The following is an 18,796-nucleotide window of genomic DNA, read 5'->3' on the forward strand; positions in this document are numbered from 1 at the left end:
GCCATGGAACGGCGCACGAAGTGTCATTCACAAGGGAAACATCGATGCATAGAGCAACGAAGCTGGCGCGCATGACGGGCCGTGTTCTGGCGACTTGCCTATTGTTCGCAGCGGTGACAGCCTGTGGTAAATCCGAGCCGATCTACAGCGGGATTTCGGTCATGGGTCGGAACTATCTGCCGTACAACATGAACGGCTTCACCATCACCGATGCTTACGGCAACAAGGCAAGCGGCGGTGGAGACGACCCGCCCGGCGCGGGAGGGGGCAGCGTCGCGTGCTGCTACACGCTCAAGGGCACCGAATTCACGGTCAAATGGAAGTACTACGACGCAGATCGATGGACGATGGACGACTCGCACGCGCAGCAAGTCGAGACCAAGATCGTGATGCCGAAGTCGGCCGTTCCCGATAAAGTCGGCAGCCGTATTCTCGAAGTTCATTTCTATCCGGATCGTCACGTCGAGTTTCAGTTCCCCGGCGAGCTTCTGGATGAATCACGCATTCCGGTTGTGGACGTTTCGCGATGGATGGCGACGCACTATCAGGAGCAACTGGACAAGAAATTCGACGATACGGACGGGCAGTCGCATCGGCGCATCGCTTGCGTTGTTGCCGGTGCGTGGCTGAAATACCGTCTGACCGATCGGGATGATCTTGAGCAGTATACGTATTACGCGTTGCTCGTGAATAGCCGGTTCGATGCACATCCTGAGGTTCAGCGCATCCTGCAAACGGCAGCCGGTAAGCCGGGAATGTTCGCGAAATCAATGCAATCGCTGCCGAAGCCCGTGTTGTCCTTGCTGCCGCCGCCGCGTGCAGAGGATGCGCTGCACGGGTGATCGTATCGGGTACGTGTCGGATGCGATTTGCGGTGCACACGAGCGGGATTGAGGAAACGTGGACAGCTTCGGCAGCGGGATGCGCGATGAGGAAAATAGGCGCGGCGCACTCGGTGGGCATGTCGCCGAAGGCATTCGGATGATTGCGGTTGGCCGATGTTTGCACTGGTGTACCGGCCGCGATTCAGAAGGGAAACATCAATGAGTAGAGCAATGAGATTGTCGGGTCTGGTAAGTCGTGTTGTGGCAGGGTGCCTGCTCGTGGTGACCGTGACCGCATGTGGGAAGTCGGAGCCGACCTACAGCGGGATTTCGGTCATGGCCCAGAACTACCTGCCCTATAACCTGGATAAATTCACGATCGTCGACGCATACGGCAATAAGGCGAGTGGCGGTGGCGACAGTATGCCGGGCGGTGGCGGTGGCGTGACCTGCTGCTATCAGCTCAAGGGGACCGAGTTTACGGTCAAGTGGGACTATTACGACGTTGATCAGTGGCATAAAGGTGACGAGCAGACGTTTCATGCCGAAGCAAAGGTTACGTTGCCACCATCAAAGGTGCCCGAGAAAGTCGGGACTCGAATTGTCGCGGTTCATTTTTATCCGGATCGTCACGTCGAGCTTCAGTTTCCCGCTGCACCAGCGGACGACTCACGCATTCCGATGATTGACGTGTCTCGCTGGATATCGAGTCATTACCAGACGCAACTGAACAGACGCTACGATGAGCGTGAGGACCAGCAATATCGTCGCATCGCGCGCATTGTCGCTGCGGCCTGGCTCAAATACCGGCTCAACGACCTCGACGATCTCGAACAATACGCGTATTTCGTTCTGCTCGTTAATAACAGGTTCGACGCTCATCCGGCCGTACAGCAGATCCTGAAAGCGGCCAGCGGCAAGCCCGGCGCGTTCGCGAAGTCGATGCAATCACTGCCGAACGGTGTTCTGTCCGAGCTGAAACGCAATAAATTCGAAGCAGTGGCGGTACCCGCCATTCCCACCGGTCTGTTGCCGCCGCCGCGCGTAGAGGAGAAACAGCATGGCTGAGAGAATCAAGCTCGACCCGGACGACGCGACGCCGGCGTCGGTGTATGTTGCGCTTGCTCGTCAGAATGCGGACGCGTATCCGAAGGCTGATTGCATGCCGTGCGGGGCGACGATCCGCATTGGATTTTTCTTCGATGCCTTTGGTCGCAATCGCGACATCGATGATGCCTCAAGTTCTCAGTATTCGAACATCGCGCGACTCTGGGAAGCGCATCGTGAAATGAAGGACGAGAGGCGGCCCGCGAATCAGTTCTGGTATCGCTACTACTACTCGGGGCTGGGTACGCCGTTGAACGACGACAGCAATTCCGACGCGCTCAAGAACATGGGGAAGGCTGCCATCGTGGCAGGTGCCAAAAAGGCCGCGAGTGCTGCAATATCCGTCGGCGAGTCGTTCGCGCGCGTCAATGCGCCGATCAAACAGGCGGATATGAAAAAGCGCGTCGACAATGTGACGAAGCAGATCCTTGCGGGGGATTTTTCACTTCGGCCGGTCGAGAAGGCATTCGAGGACTTACGACGGGATATCGAGCGCATTCCCGCTCAGGCCCGGCGCATCACGAACGTGCTGAATGCATCGCCTGAGCGGATTTGGGAGCGAACCAAGGCGACTGGCAGGTTGCTGTGGCGCAATACCAAGAACGACGTCAAGACCAACATCAGGGGTAATCCGATGAAGACGGCGTGGGCGGTTGCACGTGGTCTTTTCGTTGGGCTGGTGATGGAGAATGTGCCAATTGCTCGAGACAACGCCGTGATGGCCGAGGCCTTCGGAACGGGTGTCGATACTCGACTGATCGCGGCGAAAGACCAGTTCGAGGCGGCTTACCATGAAGTGAAAGGCAAGATGCAGAAGATTCGCGTCATCGAGGTGTCGGTGTTCGGCGCGGATCGAGGCTGTGTATTGGCCCGGGCTTTCGTCAACGATCTGGCGGAGAAGTACAAGCGAAGAAACGATACTGATCTTGCAATCGACGGCGTTCCGATCCAGATCAAGTTCGTCGGCCTGCTTGACGCTGTTTCTTCGATCATGTCGGAAGAGGCCGGTGAACTGATCGGCATGGTGCCGTATTTGGGCCTGATCAAAACCAGTTACAAGGATCGCAAGCTTTCCATCCCCCCAAGCGTGCAGCATTGCGTCCACTTCGCGGCCGCCCACGAAATGCGCTTTTACCAGCGCCTTGATAGTCTTGAAAAGACTCGGGGGGCCCAGTTCCTCTACCCTGGAACGAGTTGCGACGTCGTGGGGGGCGCGCCAACCGGTTCGCTTGGCGTGAATGCGGAACTGATGAGGGTGCCGCTGCAAGACATGTTGCTGCAAGCGTTGAAGGCAGGGGCGGCCATGGATACGATGGAGGACATGTACCTCCATAAGCGGAAGACCTTCGACAAGTTTTCGATTGCCAAACCCATTATCGGAAATGGCAAGCAATACCGCATCCGGCAACTCGTCAATGCGTACACGGCACTCGTTCCCTATAGAGCCGGCCTCGACCTCGTCGCACATTCGAAAATCTTCCTGCGCTGGATCGCAGTCCGCTACCAGGACCCCGCGTTCCAGCGAACGATGTCCGACCCGGTCGCCGACTGGAAGCGCAACATGGCCGACGCCGACCTGCAGCGCAAGACGACGAAGTCCCAGCTCGATTGGGAACTGCAGCGGCAGGGCATCAACATGAGCATGCTGGCCAGTCGCAGTCCGGCCGATCAGGCGACGTTACGGGGGATGAAGGCGGCCAGCGATGCGGCACAGAAGCGCTACGAGAAGTTGATCGCGGAAGCGCCGAAGGATTACACGACTGTGTGGGAGCGCCTTCACAAGGAGTCGGAAAAGATGCTACGCAGAGCGTCCTACCAGGAAGGCCTGAAGAAATCCGCGGAGCAACTCCGCAACATGCCCGATTCATGGGATTCGAACAACAAGGCAAGCGCGGAGGCCGTCGAAGCAGCCATGCTGCCTGAACCGCAGATGGAACTCGTATCGGCCTGGAAAGAAGGGATCGAGGGCAAGCATCCGTTGCCGCCGGACGTGATGGCGCTGTTCGACATGCTCGTTCACGACACGTTGCTGACGAGCTGGCAAGACCATGTGCTCGCTCCGTCGCTGTACTTCCGGACACGGGACAAAGACGAGTTCGGCTCGTCCGATCTTGCCAAGGAGGCGGCCCAGCGCAAGAAAGACGATCGCGTCGCCGCACGCATCGACCAAGCTGCCAAGCAGAGCCAGGAATGGGCGAAAAGCTATAAGGGGGGCGCGACGCCTCCCGTTCACTGACAATCGGCCGCCGCTCATGCAAAACGGGCGGTGACATGCCTGCCACCGCCCGTCGTGTGCCGCGCCGCTTCGCAACGGAGCGGCCGGCCGATCCGCTGTTACTGCCCCACCCGGAACTCGATCCGCCGATTCCTTGCCCGGCCATCCGCCGTATCGTTCGGCGCGATCGGCTGATCCGGGCCCACCCCCGTCGTCGTCATCTGCTGCGGCGGAATGCTCTTCGTGATCAGATAACCCTTCACCGCATCCGCGCGTGCCTGGCTCAGCGCGATGTTCGACGTCCGGTTCCCCGAGTTGTCGGTGTGGCCGATGATGTCGACCGTGCGGTTCTGCATCTTCGCGAGCGCGGCCGCCATCTGGTCGAGGATCAGCTTGCCCTGCGGCGTCAGCGTCGCGCTGCCGGTCTCGAACTCGATCGTCCGGTTCGCGAGCGTCTGGTCGAGCACGCCCTGTTCGGACGCCGACACGCGCAGCCCGTTCTTGATCGTGTACGTGGGGTTCAGCGTGTTCGCCATGTCGCTCGCGAGTTGCTGGCGCTGCGCCTCGTTGTGCACCTCGCCCTTCATCTCGATCTGCGTGCCGTTGATCTTCAACTGGCCCTTGCTGATCTGCTTGAGCTGCGCGCCGAGCAGCTTCTGCACGTTCGCGCTCCAGTTCGGCGGCGTCGCGACGTCGCCCACCTCGATCTGGTCGACGACGTTCGTCGCGCCGTAGGTGTCGCGCAGCTTCTGCAGCACGGCCGCCTTGGTCGCCTCGTCGGGCACCTTGCCGCCCACCACCACCTGGCCGGGCGTCGCGTTCGCGGGCGGCGGCGCGATCGTGGCGGCGGTGCCGTGCACCACCGTGCCGGACGCGCCGCCGGCGTTCGGATTGGCCTGCGGCAGCGCGGTCGTCGCGACCGTGCCGTTGCCGACCGGCGTGACGGTCGCGCCGGTGTTCTGCGCGAAGGCCGCGCCGCTCGCGACGAGGCCGGCGGCGAACAGTGCGGCGAGGGCGGGCGAGACGGCGGCTGAAAGACGCGCGCGCCGGGCCTGAATCGTGCGATGCATGCCGTCAGCCTCCGATGAACGCTTCCCGGAACGCGTCGATGGCGACGCGCAGCGAGAGTTGCGGTTGGTCGAGGTAGCTGACGAGCTTGCTGATCTGGTGATCGTTTTGCGCATGGGCGTCGATCCACTCGGGATCGTCGATGTCGATGTTGTGGGCGGCGTAGGTCTGCGGGTCGACGACGCTCAGCAGCGTCTTCGCCGACGCGCCGTTGAAGCCGATGATCAGCCGTTCGCGTTCGGCGATCGTGCCGATGAAGATCGCGAGCTCGAAGTCGGCCTGCGCGACGAACGGCGCGATCAGCTCGAGCCAGAACGCGGCGACGAGGCTGCGGTAGAACGGATCGACCGGCAGCGGCAGCGTGAGGCCGCGTTCGATGTGCGACGAGCCGCTCTGCATCACCGGCCGCAGCAGCGAGCCGAGCGCGAGCATCGCGCCGCGCAGCCGCACCGGGTGACCGCTTTCGAGCAGCATCTGCTGCAGGCCGTACAGCGACTGGTGTTCGACGAAATCGTTGAAGGTGCCGTCATGCGACGTGCCGGGCCCGCCGATGTCGATCGGCACCTGCGTGTCGCCGAGCGCCTGCAGCGCGCCGGGCGGCTCGTCCTTGCCGAGCAGCGGCGGGATCTGCGCGGCGACGCGCGACCACAGCCGCGCGAACGCGAGCGGGCTGCGCGCGAGGAACGCGAGCGGCCGGTCGACCTCCAGCGCGGTGGCGCCGAGGAACGGGAAGCGGCGCATCGACACGTCGTGGCTCGCGACCATGTGGCCCGCGATCGCGAGCTTGCTGCGCGAGCCGAGGAACGCGAAATGCATCGGCTTCGCGTCCTCGTAGACGATCTTCCAGCGCGGATCTTCCGCGAGCAGCTCCAGCGCCTGCGCGATCCAGCGATCGAGCGTCTGCAGCAACTGCGGATTGTGCGCGCTCTTCACGAAGTCGCCGCGCGACGGAATCTTGCCGAAGTAGGCGATTTGCGCCTGTACGGTTTGCGTCATTGCGCCCTCTGTGCATTCGTTGCGTTGGCGGCCGCGACGGCCGGCGCGGCGCCCGGCGTGCCGGTGCCGGCTTGCGTCGCGTTCTGCGCGGCGCCCGCGCTCGCGTCGGCGACCGACGACGGCAGCTGCAGGCCGCGCAGGCTCTGCTGCTGCGGCTGGTCGCCGCCGCCGGCCGACGGCTGCGACGTGCTGATGATGCGCATCGTCACCGACACGTTCACGCTGCCCTGCGCCCACGTCAGGTCGAACGTGCCGTCCGGACGGCGCTTGCGCTGCGCCGAGTTGATCAGCTTCTCGAGACCGTAGCGGCCCGGCTCGTTGACGAGCTGCACCGTGCGGCCGTCGAAGGTCGTCGCGGACAGCGTCGCGCCCGGCGAGCCCTGCGGGTTCGGCCACACGAAGTTGGTCCACTGCGGCGGCGTGTTGCGGTAGCGCAGTTGCTGGCCGTCGATCGCGATCGTGTATTCCGTCGTGCCCGTGCTCGGCTGCGGCAGGATCTGGAACACGGTCTGCGGCTCGGACGACGCGGCCGCGCTGCCGGCGGCGCCGCCCGCGAGCGGCGCGACCCAGCGTGCGAAGCCGTTCGTGAAGTCCGGCGTGAGCCCGATGCCCATGTCGCCCCACGTGCGGGCGGCGAGCGTGTCGCCGCGGCGCACCGCGAGCGGCCCGAGCGTCGTGCCGACGAACTTCGCGATCGAGCCGTCCGGGCCGAACACCTGCGCGATCTCGCCGGCGCCGGCCTCGACCTTCGCGTTCGCCGCGAACGGGTACTTGGTCGCGAGCGAGTTCTGGAACGGCTGGTAGACCTGTGCGTTCCACACCTTGTTGACTTCGGCGCTGGCCGGCTGGATCACCACCGCGAACGCCTGCATCAGCGGCCGCACCAGCAGCGGGCGCAGCGACTTGCGTTGCGAATCGGTCAGGCCCGTCAGCATCTGCTCGTCGACGAGCTTCAGCGAATCGGCGAGTTCCGAACCGCTGCCGTCGAGCGTCTGCTGCATCAGCTGACGCGCGCCCGGCCCCGGGTCACCCTGGTTCTTGATCACGTTGAAGCGCGTGCGGACCTTCGACAGCGACTCCATGTAGCCCTTCAGCATCGACGTGCCGTCATGCGTCGCGACGATCCGCGCGAGCCCGACGAACTCCTGGCCGATCGGGCCCATCGGCACCTCGGCCGGATTGCCGTTGATGTCGATGTTGGCCGCCGCCATCTGGCCGGCCTGCGAGCGCGTGAACAGTTGCTTGACCCAGTTCACGACGCCCGTCTGCGCCTTCTTGATCGCGACGTTCGCGAGCGACGGGTTGTCCCACGACGTCTGGTCGTACGCGGTCTCGAGGATCTTGCGGATCGGCGAATCCTGCGGGTCGCCCAGGCGGTTCATCCCGTCGACGGCCTGGCCGAAGCTGGTGAAGCCCTGGACCGCGATGCCCTGCATGAACTTCTGCCAGTGCTGCGCGTACTCGGTCTTGTACATGCCGACGAGCGTCTTCTGGATCTGTTCGGGGCTGCCCTCGAGCGTCAGGTCGTCCTGCGTCGACGTGTTGAGCACCCAGTCCTTCGCCTGCAGTTCCTTGGTCGCCGCATCGCGGATCGCCGGCTGCACGTAGTCGAACCACGCTTCGCGCGTGAACGTGCCCGGAATCGCGTAGCTGCCTGCCACGAGCCCCTGGTTGCCGTCGCCGACGATGCGCGCGATGGTCATCGGCGCGAAGCGGGTCGACGCGCGCGCCTTGATTTCCTCGTACACGCGCTGGCGGGCCGGCATGCCGCGCACGACGCGGCGCAGGTTCTCGCGGGTCTGGTCGACGAGCGCGAGGTTCGCGTCGATCATCGGCCAGTCGTTGTCGTTCACGCGCGACAGGTAGAACGAGATCATGCGCTCGGCGCTCCGGATCATCTCGTCGCGGGGCATGTTGCCGCGATTCGTCTCGAGCCAGCCGCGCCAGAAGCGGGCGAGCTGGTCGGTCAGGTGTGCCTGTTCGACGTGGCGCTTGTCGGACAGCATCAGGTACGTCTTGAGCGCGTTGTACGCGTCCTGCACGTTGGTCGGCGACGCGTCGCTGTAGAGGCCGCCCTGCGGCGCGGCCGCCTGTTGCGGGGTGGCGGCCGGCGCGGTGCCGGACGCGGCCAGCGCGGCGCCCGCCTGCGGCGCGGCACCTGCCGCATTCGTCGAGACCGGCATCGTACCGCCCTGCACGGCGCCCGATTCGGGCGGGCGCGTCATCGGCACCAGCTGCTCGGGGTGCGCGTTCACGTCCTTCATGAACGACGCGAGGTTCTGCGACACGGGGGCCAGCAGGATCTGGCGCACGCCGCCGTAGTACTCGGTCAGCAGATGCTGTTCCAGACGGTCGCCCTGGTACAGGCCGAGCGACACCGACAGCGGCTTGTCGCGGCGGAACTGTTCGAGCTGCTCGATCCGGTCCTCGAGGATGTCCATCGCCTGCAGGCGCGACTGCAGGTCGTTGCGGCCCTGCTGCAGGCGCGTGACGTTGTCGAGGTCGGCCTGCACGTTCGCGACGAGCTGCTGGTTGCCGATCGTCGACCAGGTCCAGCCGCCCAGCGCGAGCGCGAGCGCCGCGACGAAGCCGAAGAAGGTCGCGTAGCGCAGCCGCGTCTTGGTCGGGCTCGCGAACTGGCGCACCGTCTGGCGGTCGGCGAAGATCACCTTCGAGAACAGGTCGCGCAGGAAGAAGCCGTTCTTCGAGAACGCGCTGTGCGGTTTCGGCAGCGCGCTCGCGTCGAGGCCGAAGCGGTGCGCGATGCGCTGCGCGGCCGCGCTGTTGGTTTCGCCTTCCTGCAGCGCGCTGGTGAAGTAGAAGCCGCGGAAGATCGGCTTGTACTGGAACGGGTTGTTCTCGAACAGCGTCGCGAGGAACGCGCGCAGCGACGGCTTGATCGTCGAGAATTCGAGCGGGAAGCTCAACTGGCCCGGCGACAGCTGGTTGCCGCGCGACAGCGACAGCTGCGCGACGCTGATTTCCTTCAGCCCTTCGTAGAGTTCCTCGAAGTGCGTGTCGAACTGCGCGACGACGTCGCGCTTGTCGTCGGGCTCGTAGGGCAGGGTGGCGCCCCACACGCGGTCATACTCGTGCTTGTCGCTGCTGCTGAAGAATTCGGTGAAGCCGGTGATCAGGTCGGCCTTCGTGAACATCACGTAGACCGGCGCGAACACTTCCAGTTTTTCCGTCAGCTCCTGAACGCGCTGGCGGAGATTCTTCGCGAGGTTGATCGCGAATTCGGGGCGGTTGCCGGTGAGCTCGGCGATGCTGGCCGTGACGATGATGCCGTTGATCGGCGCCTTCGGGCGGTAGCGCTTGAGCAGTCCGAGGAAGCCGAGCCACTCGCTGCGGTCTTCCTCGTGCACCGAATAGCGGCCGGCCGTGTCGAGCAGGATCCCTTCGGTCGTGAAGAACCAGTCGCAGTTGCGCGTGCCGCCGATGCCGTGGATCACGGCGCTGTTCTTGTCCGCGAACGGGAATTGCAGGCCGGAATTGAGCACGGCGCTGCTCTTGCCGGCGGCCGGGTTGCCGATCACGATGTACCACGGCAGTTCGTACAGCGCGGAGCCGCCCGACACCTGGCCGATCTTCGACGTCTTGATCGTCTTCACCGCATCCGACAGGCGCGTGCGCAGCACGTCGAGGTCGGCCGTCTTCGCGTCCGGCGCGAGCGCGGCGGCGGCCGGCGCGGCGATCTTGCCGGTTTCCGCCTGCTCTTCCAGCACCTGGCCCAGCTGCTGGTTCGCGCGCTTCACGCGCCAGCGGCGCCACAGCGCGACGGCGAGCCACAGCGCGAGAACCGCCGCGAACGCGATCGCCGCCCACAGGAGCGGCAACTGCAGCATGTCGGCGACGATGAACAGGATGGCCGCTAGCGCGACGATCCCGACGATCGAGAGCGTACGCGGATGAGTCAGCACGTTGAGGATGCGTTGCATAGGACGTTCAGGTTCCGGTGCGATTCGGTGAGGCGACGCAGGCGCGTCGAGCGGCAAGGGTGGCGCCGCGATGTGTCGCCATGCTGTCAAACGGGATGAAGGAGGCTGGCATCAATACGCTCGCGGCATCGGAGAAGGCGCGCGCATTAACGAAAGGACGCTGTGAGATTTAAAACGGAAGCGGCGGCCGGAAAAAATCGCGCACCGGAATGCCCGATTGTTTGCGCCGCCCAAATCGTTTCCTGCCGGGTGATTAAAAAGCCCCATGCCGCCCTCATTATTTCTTGTCCGGCAGCCCTGACTAGCTGCCGCGTCCCAGTTTAAAACCGGGTTTATGGTATTCCACGTGCCCGAGATCCATCATTTTCCATCGGCCGCCCCAGGTCAGGCCGACTTGTTCGGCGACCTGGCCGTACAACTGGTAGCCGCGCATCGCCCACGGGTCTTTCTCGGAAATGACCAGCTTGCCGTCGCGCAGGAATGCGTTGTCCGCCGCCAGCCCGAACTGGTGATAACTCTGGAAGGCTGCCGCGTTGGTCACGTTGCTGCCCATCTGCGCCAGCCGGTTCTGCCGTTCCGGGCTCCGGTAACCTTCCAGCAGCGCCATTTCATAACCGTGCTGTTCGTGCATGATCTTGTAGACCAGCAGCAAACGCGTGCGGAAATCCGGGTCCAGCAGGTTCCAGTCGCGGCTCGCATCCTTCAGCGCCGGGCGGACCTGCTCGACTTCCTTCGTGGCGAAGACTTCCGGCGGCAGCGGCGGCGGCGGCACGAGCTGCTCGCCCTGCAGCAGCGCGGCGATTTTCTCGTCGGGCACGCGCGCCGTGTCGTCGTACTGGAACAATTGCCGGCCGCGTAACGCAATGGCGACCAATGGCGGCGTCGCAAGAATACCTGCCGATACCATAATCATCAAGCGCCGTCGAACCAGTAAATTTTGCACATCGCTTAATGCGCCGCGCGTCACGCTTGCCGATTTAACAATCTGACTGCGCGCGCGCGCGGCGCGATCGTTGGCCCGGCGCGTGAGACGGCCGTGAAACTGGGCAACGGATTCGAAAACGGTCGCCCGGATACCCGGTAAAAGCAACAGTGCCGCAACGGCGACGGCAAGGGCGAAATAGGCGACGAGTGCGACGGCAATCAAAGAAATCCCCGGAAATTGGAATTGATTGTGTTTTGCAATGCTTGCTCTTAGAATCAGGCTGCTTCGAGAGGCCAGGCTATATTATCGCGGTGAATTAAACCAGGATTCAATGAGACGCTGAATGAGTGCGCCGGAAAATTCAAATTCGAAAACTCCGCCCAGCCTGCTGTCCGATACCAAACCGGCAGGCGAGGGAGGACCTCGGCAGTCGCGCATTCTCGCGGATCTGGAAGGGCGTGTCACGCCGCCCGCCGAGCCGCCGCGCCGTTCGCTGAAGGGGCCGATCGCCGCCGTCGTGGCGCTGGTCGTGGCCGTCGGCGGCTGGGGCGCGTGGCGCATGCAGCAGTCGTCGGGCGAACAGCCCGCGGCGGTGGTGGCCGCCACGGCACCCGCGGCGGCGCCAGGCAAGGCCGCCCCGGCCAGCGGCGCCGCCGCGCAGGTCGCGCAGAACGGCGCGTCCGCCGCGCCGGCCGCGCAACCGGCCACGATCGTCAACGACGATTCGGCGTCCCAGGCCGTTGCATCCGCGTCCGCCGCGGACAACAGCCGCCTGTCGCGCGCGCTCGCCAACGGCGCCGACGACGCATCGGGCGCGGCCACGGCCGGCGCAGCCGCAACCGCCGCGGCCGCCACGGCGGCGACGGCCAGGTCCGCGAAGGCCGACGCGTCGAAGAGCGCGAAGGTCGCGGCCCACGGCAAGACCGACACGAAGGCGGACACGAAGGCCGACGCCCGCAAGCATCGCAAGGAACAGCAGGCCGAACTCGCGCAGGCGAAGAAGCGCCGCGACGCGACGGCGGCCCGTACCGCGAAGGCCGGCGCGAAGGACGATCCGGATGCCGATCTGCTCGCCGCGCTCGTCGCGCGTACGAAGCCGGCCGACAAGACGCTCGCCGCGCAGAAGGCGCAGGCCGTGTCGACCAAGACGGCGGCGGCGACCGGCGGCTCGCTGGCGTCGCGCGTGAAGGCGTGTTCGGAGCGCGGTTTCTTCGAGGATCAGCTGTGCCGCTGGCGCGTGTGCGACGGCCACTGGGGCAAGGACCCGGCGTGCCCGAGCGCCGCGCAGTCGGAGACGCGCCAGTAGCGCGCGCCGCGCCCGCCGCGACGTGTTGCGTGTCCGCGCCGCCCCGATGGGCGGCGCGTTTGTTTTCGGGGAACGGAAAGCTGCCGGCATGATGCCGCGTGACACTGTCACGCGCGTGTCATGGCCGTCGGGCATACGTCTTCTTTCTTTTCCCGGCGCGGGCCCGCGACCCGCGATGTGCGGCGCGCCGCGCGCCGCACGACCTTCGACACGATGGACCTGATCGTACAGACTTACGGCGCCGATACGTCCGGCATGGTGTGCGGATTCCGCTTCGTTCCGGGCGGCGCCGGCGCGACGCTCGATGCCGACGCGGCCGCCGCATGGCTGCGCACGTGCCGCGAACAGGGCGCGGCCGCACCGGGCGATTTCGTCTGGCTGCACTTCAATCTCGCGCACGGCGCGAGCGAGCGCTGGATGCGCACGCATCTCGGATTGTCGGACAGCTTCTTCGAATTCCTGCACGAAGGCTCGCGCTCGACGCGCATCGAGCAGGAGGACGGCGCGTTGCGCGCGATCGTCAACGACGTGATGTTCAACCTCGAACTGACGCCGTCGGAGATCGCGACGCTGTTCGTCCACGTCGAGCGGCGCATCATGGTGACCGCGCGGCTCAAGCCGCTGCGCTCGGTCGACACGCTGCGCGCGTGCGTGCGCGACGGCGAGTCGTTCCGGTCGCCCGCGGAGCTGCTCGTGCATCTGCTGCGCGACCAGGCCGACCTGCTGATCCAGATCATGCGGCGCACGAGCGTCGACGTCGACCGCATCGAGGATCGCTTCCTGTCGCAGCGGCTCACGTCGAGCCGCATCGAGCTCGGCGCGATGCGCCGTACGCTGACGCGCCTGCAGCGCATGCTCGCGCCGGAGCCCGGCTCGATCTTCCGGCTGCTCGCGAAGCCGCCCGCGTGGCTGCATACGGAAGACGTGCAGGAACTGCGCGAGTCGACCGAGGAATTCTCGCTGGTGCTCGCCGATCTGGCGGGGCTCAACGAGCGCATCAAGCTGCTGCAGGAAGAGATCGGCTCGCGCCTGGACGAGCAGAACAACCGGACGCTGTTCACGCTGACGCTCGTCACCGTGATCGCGCTGCCGATCAACATCGTCGCCGGGTTCTTCGGGATGAACGTCGGCGGCGTGCCGTTCGCGGAGAACAAGCACGGCTTCTGGCTGATGGTGCTGCTCGTCGCGGGCTTCACCGCGCTGGCCGCGTGGTGGGCGTTCCGGCGCCGCGACGATCGCTAGCGCGGCACCGGGCGTCGCATCGACGCGTCACCGCAGCAGCGCGATCGCGCGTTCGCCGATCACCATCCCGAGCAGGCCGACGAGCGCAACGAGCGGCGGGGCCGGCGAGCGCACGTGCAGTAGTGCGTACAACACGCCGACACCGACGCCCACCGCGAGCGAAATCACGTAGTCCATCATGGCGGTCTCCCGTGTGGTCCGGTATCAGGGTTTGAGGATCACGCGTTCGCGCGCACCGGCCAGCACCGCGCGATACGCATCGTGCGCACGCTCGAGCGGGTACACGTAGCCGTCGCCGATCGGAAACGGGCGCAGCGTGCCGTTGCCGAAGCCGGGCGCGAGCGTGTCGAGGATCCGCGCGACCGCGGCCGCGCCGAGCTGCAGCGAATCGATGCCCACGAACGTGTGTTGGCCGCGATAGAACGCGAAGATGTCGAACGGCACGCTGCGCTCGATCGTCGAGATGAAGATCTGCCGCGCGCCGATTGCCATCGATGCGTTCGCGGCTTCGAAATACGGGCTGCCGACCGTGTTGTAGACGAGGTCCGCGCCGTGGCCGCCGGTCATCTCGCGCACCGCGTCGGCCACCGTCCGGCTCGATGCGTCGATCATGCGGACCTCGCCCGATGCGTGGCCGCGATAGCCGCCCGGGCCGCGCTCGACGCCGATCACGGTCGCGCCGCGCGCGGTGGCGAGCTGGATCGCGGCCTGGCCGACCTTGCCGTTCGCGCCGAACACGAGCACGACGTCGTCGGCCGTCGGCATGCCGGCGCGGCGCAAGCCTTCGTACGCGGTGACGAACGGCACGCCCACGCCGGCCGCTTCGTCGAGCGTCAGCACGGCCGGCTTGCGGCGCACGTGCGCGGCATCCAGCACGAGCCATTGCGCATGCGAGCCGTCGCGGCCGACGCCGAGATCGCCGCCCGATCCCCACACCGGCGCACCGACCCAGTCGTCCGGGCCGCCGCGTACGATGCCGGCCCAGTCGCGCCCCGGCGTGCGCGGCCACACCGCATGCGGCATGCGGCCGAGCGCGGCCTTCACGTCGCTCGGGTTCACGCCGGCCGCGCGCACCTCGATCAGCATCTGGCCGTCGGCCGGCACGGGCGGCGGAATGTCCCGGACCCGCGCGTCGAGCGACTCGATGTCGGCGGCGGGGGTGTCGAAGCGGATGCTGCGCATGAGATTCTCCATGAACGAGGGCCGCCGCGGCCCGGCGGGCCGGCGCGTGCGGCGGATGAAAGCGATGAAGGCAGTCTAGTGGGCCCGATTTGACGCGGAAACGTGCAAAGGCGGATGATTGCTTTGCGTTTTTCGCACAGCCAGACCCCAGGCCCCTGAATGGACGACTTCCTTTCCCCGCACCTCGCGCTGTTCGTCGACGTGGTCGATCAGCAGAGCTTCTCGGCAGCCGCGCGCCGGCTCGGCGTCGCCGCGTCGTCGGTCACGCGGCGCATCGACCGGCTCGAGACGCAGCTCGGTATCCGCCTCCTGCATCGCACCACGCACGCGCTCCGGCCGACCGAGGCCGGGCAGTTGCTGTACGGTCGCGCGACACGGATGCTGGCCGAGTTGCGCGGACTGCAGGAAGACCTGCACAGCCAGCACGACGAACCGGGCGGGCTGCTGCGCATCGACTGTCCGGCGCCGTTCGGCCGGCGGCATCTGATGGGCGCGCTGGCCGCGTTCATGCAGCATCATCCGGCGTTGCAGGTCGATCTCGTGCTGACCGACAGCATGGTCGATCTGCAGGGTGCGCGACTCGGTTCCGACGTCGATCTCGCGGTGCGCATCGGGCCGCTGGAGGACACGCGTTTCGTCGCGACCGTGCTGGCGCCGCAACGGCGCGTGCTGTGCGCGAGCGCGGCCTACCTCGCACGGCGCGGCGAGCCTGAATCGCCCGACGCGCTGGCCGGCCACGACTGTCTCGCGTGGCATGGCGCGCCGCCGCCGGGCGCATGGCGTTTCGGCGAGCGCCGTCACGCGCCCGCGCAGCCGCGGTTTCGCAGCAATCATTCGGAAGCGTTGCGCGAGGCGGCCATCGACGGGCTCGGTCTCGCGCACCTGCCGACCTGGCTCGTGGCGGACGCGCTGCGCGACGGACGGTTGCGCGCGGTGCTGCCGCAGTACGCGGCGGCGCCCGAGCCGGCGACGATCCACGTGTTGCGCCAGCAGGCGCGCGGCAGTGCGCGCACGTCGCGGCTCGTGGCGTTCCTCGCCTCATGGTTCGCGCAGCCGGCGTGGGATGCCGCGTGGGCGTGATCGCGAACGGGCGCCGCGCGGCATGAAAAAAAGGGCCTCGCATGCGAGGCCCGTCAACAGGTCGGAGAAACCGGTACGCCGGCCGGCGCCGCGGGTCGCGCGGCACCGGCCGGGTGCGCACCGTTACTGCGTTACTACCTTGCGCGGCTTGAAGATGCCCTGGTAATGCAGCGCCGGGCGTTCCTTCGTCACCGCTTCGATGCCGCCGAAGCTCGGCGTCTGGCGCAGCTTCATCGCGGCCGGCGAAGCGACCGAGCCGATCGACGTCGAGCGCGAGGCCGGCGCCAGGTTGTTCGCGACGAGCAGCGCCGCTTCGCTCTTCAGGTTCGCCAGCAGCACCGGATCGGTCGAGCCGTTGACCTGCGTGAGCACGCCGCTCCAGGCCGCGTCGCTGTAGTTCACGACGTAGTAGTCGAGACCGCTCGGGTCGGCCACCACGCCCGTGCAGCCGTCGATCCGCGTCTGCGCCTGCGTATCCTTCAGCGCGAGCGTCGTGCGTTTCGCGAGACCCTGGCCGTACGCGAGCGTGATCGGCACCGTCCACTGCAGGCCCGGATACGCGTTCTTGTTCGGGAACGGCTGCTGTTTCAGCGTGACGACGGTCTGGTTCTTCGTCAGGTCGCACTGCGTGTCGAGCGAGATCAGCGGCACGCCGGTCTGACGCACGTAGCTGTCGCCGATCGGGCCGACCGCCTGGCCGCTTTCCTTCGACAGCGCATCCCACAGACGCTTCGGCGTCCCGTTGCCGAACGAGTAGTCGACCAGGTACTGCTGCAGCCCCTTGCGAAGCGTCTGCTCGCCGAGATAGTTCTCGAGCGTCTTCAGCACGTGGCCGCCCTTGTCGTACGTGAACGCGCTGGCGCTCAGCACGAAGTCGTTCGACGCCCAGTCGTTGAAGTTCGGCGCGACCGGGAACGCGTTCGGGCCGATGTCACGATTGATCACGCGGTACTTGTTCTTCACCTGGTCGAGCCAGCTGAACTCGTCGGGGAAGAACTGGATCGTCGTCTTGTTCTCGAAGAACGTCGCGAACGACTCGTTGAGCCACACGTTGTCCCACCAGTCGGTCGTCACGAGATCGCCGAACCACTGGTGCGCCACTTCGTGCGTCAGCACTTCATTGCCGTAGCGCGACATCGGCTGGCCCGGCTGCGGCAGGATGTCGTCGGCGAACTCGAGGATCGAGCCCCAGTTCTCCATCCCGCCGAAGTTCAAGTCCTTCTGCTCCTTGAACGCGTCGTTCGCGGCGACCGTGTCGAACTTCGTCAGCGGCAGCGGGATACCCGTGTAGCGGTAGTAGTAGTCGAGCGCCTGCTTGGTGCGGTCCATCGCCGGCTTCGCCCACTCGCTCATGCCCGGCGGCGTGAACACGCGCAGGTGCAGGCTGCCCTTGGCGCCCGGCAGCGGGCTCGTGAAGTCGTCCTCGTAGGTGTCGAACATGCCGCCGCCGAAGAACAGCAGGTACGACGGCATCGGCGGGGTCTTCTCGAACTGCACGAGCTTGTAGCCGCCGCCGACGTTGGTCGACGGCTTCTCGGCCGCGTTCGACACGACGCGCCAGCTTTGCGGCACTTCGGCCGTCACTTCATAGGTCGGGCGGAACGCCGGCTCGTCCCAGCCGGGGAACCACTGGCGCGACAGGTTGGTTTCGCCCTGCGTCAGGATCGCGCCGCTCGTCTTGCCGTCGGTGCCCTTCAGGTCGACGCGGAACACGCCTTCCGCGGCCGAGCAGCCCGGATACGGATCGTCGCCGCAACTGCCGCCGGTCTGGTTGACCGGATCGTCATACGACTTGAAGTTGATGATGCCCGACCACTCCATGTGCAGCGAATAGTTGCCCGGTGCGATCGTGCCGGCGACGGGGCGCAACTGGTAGAAGTCGCCCTTGTCCTGCGGCGTCGCGATCAGCTGGATGTTGCCCGGCTGCAGTGTGATGCGGCCGTTCGTGAACTTGATCCGGTGGCCGGCGACCACGATGTTGTTGACCGGCTTGAGCACCTTGATCTCGACGTCGGCGCGGCCGTCGAACGCGTTCAGCGCGTCGTTCGGGCGGAACCACAGCCGGTAGTTCACGGGCACCACGGTGTCCGGCAATTCGACAGGCGAGACGCTCTTGTCGACGTTGGATGCGCTCGGGGGCGCGGTGACGGCGGGCGACGAGCCCGTGTGCGGCGCGCCGGCGGAGCTCAGCGCGGAAGCGGAGCCCGCACCGCCGTCGTCGCCGCCGCAACCGGCGAGCGCGAGTGCGGCGACGAGCGGCAGATAACGCATCTTGCGAATATGAATCGACATGACTGAAACCTCGATCGTTGAAAGAATCGTTCAGTGCTGCGAAAACGCCGGCAAAAGCAATCCCCTCGCCGTTTAATCAACGGCGAAAAAATGGCAATGACGGATTATTCGAAAAGACGGCGGCCGACTACGTGAAGGTAATCATGGTTTACTGCCCCCTCTGAATTTCCGGATGTCGGTTAACTGGCCGGTTCAAAATGGCCGTGCGCGTGTTGTACTGAATTGATTTCGCGCGCACGACACGGGGCCGCACGCCCGGCGCGGGCGCGCAATCCCTTTGAACCGACGACCTACGGGGCTGGCCGGGCCAGGCCGCAGGACGGAAGGACAGCGTGTCGCCGTCCCGGAAATACGCCGTCATGCGGCTTCAAGGTGTGTCGGCTTGCTCCAAGGATGCGTAAATATACTTGATGGTTTTGGGTAAAGGAAACGAAAAATTTAGAAAGAACGTCTATTGAATTTCCGGCGCTTCATTGAACGCTGGAAGTCATTAATGCGCTATCCGTTTGTCTGGCGATTTCGTAGTTTTAATCTATTAACGATCTGGTGGCGCTCCCGAAACTACGAAATCCGGTGAAGGATGGCGCGGTCGGTACAATGCATTGACGACCCGTTCAC

At 65.6% G+C, this 18,796-nt stretch carries 13 protein-coding genes; 6 read left to right on the forward strand and 7 right to left on the reverse strand.

What is annotated here, in order from left to right; all coding sequences use genetic code 11:
* Positions 1-44 precede the first annotated feature (44 nt).
* From CFB35_RS01995 to CFB35_RS02005, 3 genes are all read left to right on the forward strand, one after another.
* Positions 45-842, forward strand: a complete 798-nt coding sequence (locus CFB35_RS01995) for a DUF3304 domain-containing protein (RefSeq protein ID WP_059577160.1) — start codon at positions 45-47, stop codon at positions 840-842.
* A gap of 213 nt (positions 843-1,055) precedes the next feature.
* Positions 1,056-1,892, forward strand: a complete 837-nt coding sequence (locus tag CFB35_RS02000; RefSeq protein ID WP_059577157.1) for a DUF3304 domain-containing protein — start codon at positions 1,056-1,058, stop codon at positions 1,890-1,892.
* Positions 1,885-4,167: a DUF2235 domain-containing protein gene (locus CFB35_RS02005; protein ID WP_059577154.1), complete on the forward strand. Its 2,283-nt coding sequence runs from the start codon at positions 1,885-1,887 to the stop codon at positions 4,165-4,167. Before CFB35_RS02000 ends, CFB35_RS02005 begins: the two co-directional genes overlap by 8 nt.
* A 98-nt stretch (positions 4,168-4,265) precedes the next feature.
* Here CFB35_RS02005 and CFB35_RS02010 read toward each other — a convergent pair whose 3' ends face one another.
* The 4 genes from CFB35_RS02010 to CFB35_RS02025 form a co-directional block, all read right to left on the reverse strand.
* A complete protein-coding gene (locus tag CFB35_RS02010) occupies positions 4,266-5,216 on the reverse strand; it encodes an OmpA family protein (protein ID WP_089464506.1) in 951 nt (316 codons plus the stop codon).
* A gap of 4 nt (positions 5,217-5,220) precedes the next feature.
* Positions 5,221-6,210, reverse strand: coding sequence for a type VI secretion system-associated protein TagF (tagF, locus tag CFB35_RS02015; RefSeq protein ID WP_059577148.1), 990 nt, complete (start codon positions 6,208-6,210; stop codon positions 5,221-5,223).
* Positions 6,207-10,151 (reverse strand): type VI secretion system membrane subunit TssM, encoded by a 3,945-nt coding sequence (gene tssM / locus CFB35_RS02020; protein WP_059577145.1) that lies wholly within the window; start codon positions 10,149-10,151, stop codon positions 6,207-6,209. The genes tagF and tssM overlap by 4 nt, the downstream gene beginning before the upstream one ends.
* A 301-nt stretch (positions 10,152-10,452) precedes the next feature.
* Complete coding sequence (locus tag CFB35_RS02025) at positions 10,453-11,298, reverse strand: M15 family metallopeptidase (protein WP_059577142.1); 846 nt, start codon at positions 11,296-11,298, stop codon at positions 10,453-10,455.
* Positions 11,299-11,419: 121 nt separating this feature from the next.
* Between CFB35_RS02025 and CFB35_RS02030 the strand changes: the two genes are divergently transcribed.
* Both CFB35_RS02030 and CFB35_RS02035 read left to right on the forward strand, forming a co-directional pair.
* Positions 11,420-12,382, forward strand: a complete 963-nt coding sequence (locus CFB35_RS02030; RefSeq protein WP_059577139.1) for a hypothetical protein — start codon at positions 11,420-11,422, stop codon at positions 12,380-12,382.
* A 213-nt stretch (positions 12,383-12,595) separates the two neighbouring features.
* Positions 12,596-13,624, forward strand: coding sequence for a transporter (locus CFB35_RS02035; protein WP_059577395.1), 1,029 nt, complete (start codon positions 12,596-12,598; stop codon positions 13,622-13,624).
* A 27-nt stretch (positions 13,625-13,651) separates the two neighbouring features.
* On the opposite strand, the gene CFB35_RS02040 is transcribed toward CFB35_RS02035, so the two are convergent.
* Together CFB35_RS02040 and CFB35_RS02045 are read right to left on the reverse strand one after the other, a co-directional pair.
* Positions 13,652-13,804, reverse strand: a complete 153-nt coding sequence (locus tag CFB35_RS02040; RefSeq protein WP_081059172.1) for a DUF1427 family protein — start codon at positions 13,802-13,804, stop codon at positions 13,652-13,654.
* Positions 13,805-13,828: 24 nt separating this feature from the next.
* Positions 13,829-14,806, reverse strand: coding sequence for a zinc-binding alcohol dehydrogenase family protein (locus CFB35_RS02045; RefSeq protein WP_059577136.1), 978 nt, complete (start codon positions 14,804-14,806; stop codon positions 13,829-13,831).
* A 159-nt stretch (positions 14,807-14,965) separates the two neighbouring features.
* Here CFB35_RS02045 and CFB35_RS02050 point away from each other — a divergent pair, with 159 nt between their 5' ends.
* Positions 14,966-15,886: a LysR family transcriptional regulator gene (locus tag CFB35_RS02050; protein ID WP_059577134.1), complete on the forward strand. Its 921-nt coding sequence runs from the start codon at positions 14,966-14,968 to the stop codon at positions 15,884-15,886.
* Between the two features lie 123 nt (positions 15,887-16,009).
* On the opposite strand, the gene CFB35_RS02055 is transcribed toward CFB35_RS02050, so the two are convergent.
* Positions 16,010-18,178, reverse strand: a complete 2,169-nt coding sequence (locus CFB35_RS02055; protein WP_059577131.1) for a M1 family metallopeptidase — start codon at positions 18,176-18,178, stop codon at positions 16,010-16,012.
* Positions 18,179-18,796 lie beyond the last annotated feature (618 nt).

Origin of the sequence: Burkholderia sp. AU16482 (assembly GCF_002223285.1) — a bacterium.
In the GTDB taxonomy this organism is placed as follows: Bacteria; Pseudomonadota; Gammaproteobacteria; order Burkholderiales; family Burkholderiaceae; genus Burkholderia; species Burkholderia semiarida.

Coding starts and splice junctions, on each gene's coding strand:
- CFB35_RS02035 (WP_059577395.1), top strand. CDS start 12,596: ATGGACCTGATCGTACAGACTTACGGCGCCGATACGTCCGGCATGGTG.
- CFB35_RS02045 (WP_059577136.1), bottom strand. CDS start 14,806: ATGCGCAGCATCCGCTTCGACACCCCCGCCGCCGACATCGAGTCGCTC.
- CFB35_RS02030 (WP_059577139.1), top strand. CDS start 11,420: ATGAGTGCGCCGGAAAATTCAAATTCGAAAACTCCGCCCAGCCTGCTG.
- tagF (WP_059577148.1), bottom strand. CDS start 6,210: ATGACGCAAACCGTACAGGCGCAAATCGCCTACTTCGGCAAGATTCCG.
- CFB35_RS01995 (WP_059577160.1), top strand. CDS start 45: ATGCATAGAGCAACGAAGCTGGCGCGCATGACGGGCCGTGTTCTGGCG.
- CFB35_RS02050 (WP_059577134.1), top strand. CDS start 14,966: ATGGACGACTTCCTTTCCCCGCACCTCGCGCTGTTCGTCGACGTGGTC.
- CFB35_RS02040 (WP_081059172.1), bottom strand. CDS start 13,804: ATGATGGACTACGTGATTTCGCTCGCGGTGGGCGTCGGTGTCGGCGTG.
- tssM (WP_059577145.1), bottom strand. CDS start 10,151: ATGCAACGCATCCTCAACGTGCTGACTCATCCGCGTACGCTCTCGATC.
- CFB35_RS02000 (WP_059577157.1), top strand. CDS start 1,056: ATGAGATTGTCGGGTCTGGTAAGTCGTGTTGTGGCAGGGTGCCTGCTC.
- CFB35_RS02010 (WP_089464506.1), bottom strand. CDS start 5,216: ATGCATCGCACGATTCAGGCCCGGCGCGCGCGTCTTTCAGCCGCCGTC.
- CFB35_RS02055 (WP_059577131.1), bottom strand. CDS start 18,178: ATGTCGATTCATATTCGCAAGATGCGTTATCTGCCGCTCGTCGCCGCA.
- CFB35_RS02005 (WP_059577154.1), top strand. CDS start 1,885: ATGGCTGAGAGAATCAAGCTCGACCCGGACGACGCGACGCCGGCGTCG.